The 4,395-nt window shown below is 63.4% G+C and carries 4 protein-coding genes; 3 read left to right on the top strand and 1 reads right to left on the bottom strand.

What is annotated here, in order from left to right; translation table 11 throughout:
* Positions 1-1,405 (bottom strand): strawberry notch-like NTP hydrolase domain-containing protein (locus FBT96_RS15395; protein WP_212635394.1); only part of this gene is annotated, 1,405 nt, incomplete at its 3' end.
* A gap of 175 nt (positions 1,406-1,580) precedes the next feature.
* Between FBT96_RS15395 and FBT96_RS15390 the strand changes: the two genes are divergently transcribed.
* The 3 genes from FBT96_RS15390 (at position 1,581) to FBT96_RS15380 (ending at position 3,848) form a co-directional block, all read left to right on the top strand.
* On the top strand, positions 1,581-1,877 hold the full coding sequence (locus tag FBT96_RS15390; RefSeq protein ID WP_136908165.1) for a hypothetical protein: 297 nt from the start codon (positions 1,581-1,583) through the stop codon (positions 1,875-1,877).
* Between the two features lie 242 nt (positions 1,878-2,119).
* Positions 2,120-2,941: a type IV toxin-antitoxin system AbiEi family antitoxin gene (locus FBT96_RS15385; RefSeq protein ID WP_136908164.1), complete on the top strand. Its 822-nt coding sequence runs from the start codon at positions 2,120-2,122 to the stop codon at positions 2,939-2,941.
* Complete coding sequence (locus tag FBT96_RS15380; protein ID WP_136908162.1) at positions 2,931-3,848, top strand: nucleotidyl transferase AbiEii/AbiGii toxin family protein; 918 nt, start codon at positions 2,931-2,933, stop codon at positions 3,846-3,848. The genes FBT96_RS15385 and FBT96_RS15380 overlap by 11 nt, the downstream gene beginning before the upstream one ends.
* Positions 3,849-4,395: the final 547 nt, after the last annotated feature.

The raw sequence follows: 4,395 nt of genomic DNA, 5'->3' as shown, positions 1-4,395 counted from the left end.
CGTAGATCACGGTTTCGAGCTGCGCGTCGGACAACAGGCCCTCGCGCAGGACGGCGGCGGGCAGTTTGGGGCGGTAGCTGGGTTTCGGGGGCGCGACCGAGGCCATCGCCGCCGATTGCACCAGCTTGGTCGGGTGCGCCGCCGCGCCGGGAATATCGATGGCCTGCAGGCGGAAGGTCTCGTAGATCGCATCCGACATCTGCGCCGTAGCGCCATCCGCGGCGCTATCGCGCAACGCATAGTCGAGCGCCTCCGTTGCGATCGGCTCCAGGGCTGGCGCGGGCCGCGCCGCAGACGTCGCGCGTGCGGGGGTGATGAGCCTGCGCGCGGCGGGGGCAAAGTTTTCCCGGAAGGGGAGGGAAGGCCCCTGCCCCGCCGGTTCGACCGGATCAAGCGCGAGGCGCGGCGGGACTGCGGTCACGATCCGCGACAAGAGATGCGCCACATCCGGGGACATCAGCGGACGCAGGTCAGCCGTGATGCCGCCCTTCTCTCCACCCCGACATTTGTCGAAGACCGAGATCCGCGTCTCGAAGCTGGTGCCGTGCCGCGCGAAGGCGGCCCCGGATACCGCGCCGGTAAACACCAGATGCGCGGTTTCCGTCAGGCGCGCGAAAGCCTCAGCCCAAGCCGGGGCGTCGGGCGCGAAGCCCGCCCCCGTGATGGCGACCAGCCGCCCGCCCGGCGCAAGACGCGCCAGCGCCGAGCGCAGATGCCGCGCCGTCGCCTCGGTGGTGCGGCCGTCGACATTGGCGAGGGCCGAGAAGGGCGGGTTCATCAAGATGACGCTCGGGCGCAGCCCCGCATCGAGATGATCGTCGATCTGCGCGGCGTCAAAACGGGTGACGGGGCAGCCCGGGAAAAGCCGTTGCAGAAGATCGGCGCGGGTGCCCGCCAATTCGTTCAGCGCAAGGCCGCCCCCCGCGATCTCGGCGAGGATCGCCAGAAGCCCGGTCCCGGCCGAGGGCTCGAGCACCAGATCACGGGGCGTGATCTGCGCCGCGGCAAGGGCCGCGAGCCCCATGGGCAGCGGCGTCGAGAATTGCTGGAATCGCTCCATCTCCTCCGAGCGGCGGGTATGGGTCGGCAGAAGGCCCGCAACCTTCGTCAGGATGGGCAGCAGCGCCGCAGGCGAGCCCGCCCGGGCGAGAAGCGCGCGACCGAATTTCCGCAGAAAAAGGATGAGCGCCACCTCGCCCGCCTCATAGGCGAGCTTCCAATCCCAGGCGCCCGACGCATCGGAGCCGCCAAAGGTGCGCTCCATCTCAAGCCGCAGACGCGCAGCGTCGATCGGCCTGCCTTGTGCGAGATCGGGCTGCAGCGCTTCGGCAACAACGAGGACCGCCGGCGCCGGATCCAAAGACCGCACGGGTGGCACAGGTACAACAGGAGGAAGAAAGGTCATCGGGAAACTCCGGAATGAGGGATAGGGCCAGCCCGGACACCCTCTCTCGGGCACCCTCAGGCCTGCCCTTTCCCGACCCATCTCTCCCTCTCGACCCTCTGTCTCCCGGCGCCCGGCTTGATTTTGTTCCCGTTATGTTCTATATTTAAGACCAAGCCAGCAGGGGAGTTCGACCATGGAAAGCACCGCGCCTGCGCTGCCCGCAACACCCAAGCAAATCGCCTACGCGCGATCGCTCGCCCTGCGCAACGGGACCCTTCTGCCTTGGGAGGTCCAGCAGGACCGCCGGACCTTGAGCGGCTGGATCGAGGCGCAGGCCCGGATGAAGCCGATGTCTGAGGTGGACCAGCTGCCAACCTCGAGGCAGGTGGCCTTTGCGGAAAAACTCGCTCGGATCAAACGGCGCGCCGTGCCGGAGGAGTGCTTTCGTGACAAGGGGCTGATGTCGAAATGGATCGACGGGAATAGGTAACCGCTGGCGCCCTCATCACGCGAAGAGCCGTCGCCAGCATGGGGGGGTGCCCACATCTACCTTCAGCGACCACCGCAAGACTGCGGTGTCTCTTAACCCCGCGTCGTCAGATCTCCCGCCGCTTGAAGCTACTCCCTCAGCTCTTTAGAAGTCTTGATCTTAGAGCACCCATAACGCCGAAAAACTAACTCCGCCAAAGAAATCTCTAGCCGTCTCTTTGAAAATAAACTATCTTTGGCGTCATGGACGCCGCAAGGTCACAAAATCTGAAGAAACTGCTCGATTCCGTGCCCGCGGGGTATCTGGTCGATGCCGCTTGGCTGGTTTCCCAAGGCTTCGCCTATGAGAGCTTCCGTGACTATGTGAAGCGCGGCTGGCTGGACCGCATCACCCGAGGCGTATTCCGCCGCCCACTCCCCAGCACACCAACCACACCGACATCGAACAGCATCGACTGGAAGACCTGCATCCTTTCCACGCAGCACATCATGGGTCATGACCTGCATTTAGGCGGCACCACGGCGCTCGGCGAGCAGGGACATGCCCATTACCTACGCCTCGGCGAAAGCGCTCCGGTGTGGGTCTATGGGGACCGTGTCCCGAACTGGCTGGTGAAACTGCCGACGGATGCCCCGATACGAACGCGCCCCCGATCCCTGTTCGCTGAACCGAAACTGGGCTTGATCGAGGGCAAAACGACTGGCCAGCCCTGGGACTGGGGACTCACGATGTCGACGCCAGAGCGTGCCATTCTGGAGGCCATGGACGAATTGCCCGACCATGAAAGTTTCCACACGCTCGACATGGTTTTCGAGAGCCTGACAACGCTGCGCCCGAGACTGATTTCCGACCTCCTGCAAGCTTGCCGGAAGATCAAGGTGAAACGCCTGTTCTTCGTTTTTGCTGACCGCCACGATCATCCTTGGCGAAAACGGGTCGATCCGCAGGCATTCGACCTCGGCAGCGGCGACCGGGCTCTGGTACAGGGCGGCAAGATCCACCCGCGCTATCGGATCATGGTGCCGGAAGATTTCGTGAAACCGGAGGCTGACAGTGGCGCGTGAGACCTATGAAGCCCAAGTAGCGCACTTGGTGCGCGTCCTCCCCCATGTCGCGGGTGAAAACGTCTTCGCGCTCAAAGGCGGGACGGCGATCAACCTCTTTTACCGGGACCTGCCGCGGTTGTCAGTCGATATCGACCTGACCTACCTGCCAATCAAGGCACGCGCCGAGAGTCTGGACGAGATCAATGCCGCGATGGATCGCATAGCTGCTTCCATCGAGACCGGTATCCGCGGCGCAAAATCTCAGCGCATTCAAGGAGGCGGCGGCGGAGCCACACGGCTGCTGGCGCGCCTTGGCAATGCCGAGATCAAGATCGAAACCTCGCCTGTGACCCGAGGCGTGGTGCATGACCCGGAGATCCGGACCGTCTCGGCCGCTGTAGAGGATGCCTTCGGCTATGCTGAGATGCAGATCGTCTCGTTTGAGGACCTGTTCGCTGGCAAGCTGCACGCCGCCTTGGACAGGCAGCATCCCCGGGATCTCTACGACGTCACGCTCCTTTACGAAAACGAGGGCCTGACGCAGGACCTGTTCTATACCTTCCTGATCTATGTCGCCAGTTCACCCCGTCCGGCGCATGAGCTACTAGACCCGAACCTGATCGATCTTGCGCAACCCTACGCGCGGGAATTCGAAGGCATGACCAGAACACCGGTTCCTCTCGACACGCTTCTGGCGACGCGCCGGAGGTTGATCGCCGAAGTGCAATCGAGGCTCGATGACAAGGCGAGGCGGTTCCTTCTGACACTTCAAGACGGCGAACCTGACTTTGCGACGATCGACCGGTCGCAGGCCGCTTCCCTGCCAGCCGTACAATGGAAACTCATCAACCTGAAAAAGCTCAAGCGGGACAACCCCGCGAAGCACACCGCGCAGCGCGATGACTTGTTGAAGCTTCTGGGCTGAACCATGTCCTGCACCGGCGTAACGGGCGCTGAGCTGTCGCCGTCCTCGTCGCGTCTATGGAAAGCGCAGAGGACCGGTGAACTTAGTCGGGGGTTCGAAGCCCTGTGTTTCGCTGAAATGACCGCGTTTTTACCCGACAAAGGGCAGAGCGCGGGGCTTGCGATATCGGGCTTGCCATCTTTACAGGCCTCCGGTGCAACTACCGTTTGGAGGATCAGACGCGACAGCGTCTGATCGACCGCCACGCGCGAGCCGAGGTGCAAAAGGCCCTTCGCTGCCAAGGGCACCCCTCCGGCAGCGTCGCGGCAACGTTCAGAATGCTCTCGGCCATGCGCTCCATGATCGCTCATCTGTCAGAAATATGCGCAGTTTTCTGACAACTTTCAGCCGGGCCTGCTCACCCGAAGCGCCGCCCCTCTTCGGTGAAGGTATACGCGTTGACGATGATCCCTTCCTCGATCGCCTCATCCGAGGTGAGGTGCTCGTATTCGGCCTGAAGCTGGCGGTAGAGCCAGCGGGCCAGATCGCGCAGCGCCTCGGTCACGAT

This window comes from Rhodobacter capsulatus, from assembly GCF_005144475.1.
GTDB lineage: Bacteria > Pseudomonadota > Alphaproteobacteria > Rhodobacterales > Rhodobacteraceae > Rhodobacter > Rhodobacter capsulatus_C.
Note: the sequence above shows the minus strand (reverse complement) of the source record. Positions and strands in the feature narration are given on the sequence as shown.

Excerpts from the sequence above, each read along its gene's own strand:
- FBT96_RS15390 (WP_136908165.1), top strand. The coding sequence starts at position 1,581 with ATGGAAAGCACCGCGCCTGCGCTGCCCGCAACACCCAAGCAAATCGCC.
- FBT96_RS15385 (WP_136908164.1), top strand. The coding sequence starts at position 2,120 with ATGGACGCCGCAAGGTCACAAAATCTGAAGAAACTGCTCGATTCCGTG.